Origin of the sequence: Aeromonas sp. HMWF015, assembly GCF_963878965.1 — a bacterium.
Lineage (GTDB): Bacteria > Pseudomonadota > Gammaproteobacteria > Enterobacterales > Aeromonadaceae > Aeromonas > Aeromonas veronii.
On record NZ_CAWNZT010000279.1, the window covers coordinates 1 to 2,333 of the forward strand.

A 2,333-nucleotide genomic window follows, 5' to 3' on the forward strand; every position below is an offset into this window, starting at 1 on the left:
ACCGCCGATCTCGACGGCCTGCTGTTGGCGGAAGAGGCCGCTCTGGAGTCCAGCATGGGGAGCGATTGGCACACCTTGCTGCAGTCCGGCACTCTCAAGGGGGTCATCCTCTCCCCCCGCGAAGCGTTGCGGGGACGCATGGGCTCGGAGAACTGGTGGCGCCTCGGCCAATCCCCTCTCTACCCGGATCTGTTGCTCGAAAGCTGCAGCGAGCTGATCACCGGGCGAGCCGTGGCCCCCCATGCCGCCAGCATCGAAAAACTGAGCGGGCGGGTGCTGGTCGCCGATGATCATCTGGTCAATCGTGCCCTGCTGACCCGTCAGTTGGCGATTCTGGGGGTGGAGTGCGAGGTAGTGGAAGATGGCGAGAAGGCGCTTCGCGCCTGGCAAACCCGGGATTTCGCCCTGCTGATCACCGACTGCCATATGCCGCACATGGCTGGCTACACCCTGACCCGCCGCCTGCGGGAACAAGGAGAGCAAGCCCCCATCATCGGCGTCACCGCCGATACCTCGGAGGAGGCGGCAGCCAATATGACGGCAGCCGGCATGAACGGCATGCTGTGCAAACCCTATTCGCTGGAGTCACTGCGCCAGATGCTGCTGCGGTGGTTGCCCGTAACTACGATCACAGAGAGAGTGCCCGCACGACAGATCATCAATCTCGACATGATCGGTCGCTGGCAAGATCTGTTTGGCGATGAAGGGATTGCCAAAAGCATGGCAAGGGAGTATCTGGCCTCCAACCGGAAAGATTGCCACGCTATGATGAGCGCGCTCTCCTCCGATGATAGCCAGGAGCTGGTGGAGATCGCCCACCGCATCAAGGGGGCAGCCAGAATGGTCGGGGAGCTCTCCCTGGCCGAGCAGGCGGCGCAACTGGAATCGGCGGCCCGCCTCAAGCAGTTGAGCGAGCTCGCGCTGCTGACACAGAGAGTGGAAGAACAGATGAACAATATAGAACGTGAAATGGGATTGTGGCTCGATGAATAGAACGGCAGACGAGTTGGTCATCATGGTGGTCGAGGATCACGGGTTTCAACGCAAGACCCTGATGCACCAGATCCGGGCGCTCGGTTATCAGCAACTGCTGGAGGCCGCAGACGGCATCGAAGCCCTGGCGCTGTGCCAAAGCCACACCGTCGACATCCTGTTCTGCGATCTGCGGATGCCCGGCATGGATGGCATGGCGCTGCTGCGCCGCCTCTCGCTGGGTGGCTTTCGGGGCGGCATCATCCTCTCCAGCGCGCTGGAAGATGACGTGGTGGAGGCCGTGCTGCGCATGAGCGCGGCCTATGGTCTCCATGTGCTGGGTCGCATCGAGAAACCCTCCAGCCCGCAGCGACTGCGCCAGCTGATCGACTCCTGGGCACCCAAGTCGACCCCCTCGGGCAAGGACGATGGCCTCATCCTCTCGGTGGACGAGCTCAAACGCGCCCTCGACAACGACCAGTTGCTGCCCTGGTATCAACCCAAGGTCGGCTTTGCGTCCGGCCAGTGGGTGGGGATGGAGGCGCTGGCCCGCTGGCAGCATCCGGAATACGGGCTGATCTCCCCCGGCATGTTTATCCCGCTGGCGGAAAATAACGGCCTTATCGATCAGCTGACCGATGTCATCATCAACAAGTCGCTGCAGGATTGCCATCTGTGGGTACAGACCGGTCTCTCCCTCAATCTGTCGATGAACCTCTCCACCACCTCGCTGATCGAGGGGGATCTCTGCCACTTCCTGATCAACCAGTGCCAGCGCTGGGGCGTCAACCCCGAGCTGATCACCCTGGAGGTGACCGAAAGCTCGTTTGTCGAGGATATCGGCAAGGCACTGGAGGTGCTGACCCGGCTGCGGATGCACGGCTTTGGCCTCTCCATCGATGACTTCGGTACCGGCTACTCCTCGATGCAGCAGCTGGCGCTGCTGCCGTTTACCGAGCTCAAACTTGATCGATCTTTTGTCGATCGCTGCTATGCCGACCCCTCCCGTCTGGCCATCATCGAATCGAGCATCGAGCTGGCACGCAAGCTGGGGCTGAAATCAGTCGCCGAAGGGGTGGAAGATGTGCAGACCTGGCAACTGCTGGCCAAGCTGGGGTGCGATATCTGTCAGGGCTTCTTCACCGCCCGCCCGATGCCGCGCAGCGAACTGCAGCACTGGCACCAGATCTGGCAAGCCCGACTGCCGACCCTGATATCCGGCTGATCTCCTGCAACCAACCCTTTGGGCCAACAACGCGCCGACCGACAACGTGAATGGCCGCCTTGGAAAAGGTGGCCATTTTCTTTGTGTCGGGCTCGCCACTCACGCATGCCCGCCCCCTATCCACCAACCTTTTATC

The 2,333-nt window shown here is 61.6% G+C and carries 2 protein-coding genes; both read left to right on the plus strand.

The features are described from left to right. A partial coding sequence (locus AACS18_RS14490; RefSeq protein WP_258228715.1) for a response regulator occupies positions 1–993 on the plus strand: 993 nt, incomplete at its 5' end. Beyond that, positions 986–2,197: an EAL domain-containing response regulator gene (locus tag AACS18_RS14495; RefSeq protein ID WP_108612530.1), complete on the plus strand. Its 1,212-nt coding sequence runs from the start codon at positions 986–988 to the stop codon at positions 2,195–2,197. The genes AACS18_RS14490 and AACS18_RS14495, both read left to right, overlap by 8 nt. Positions 2,198–2,333 lie beyond the last annotated feature (136 nt).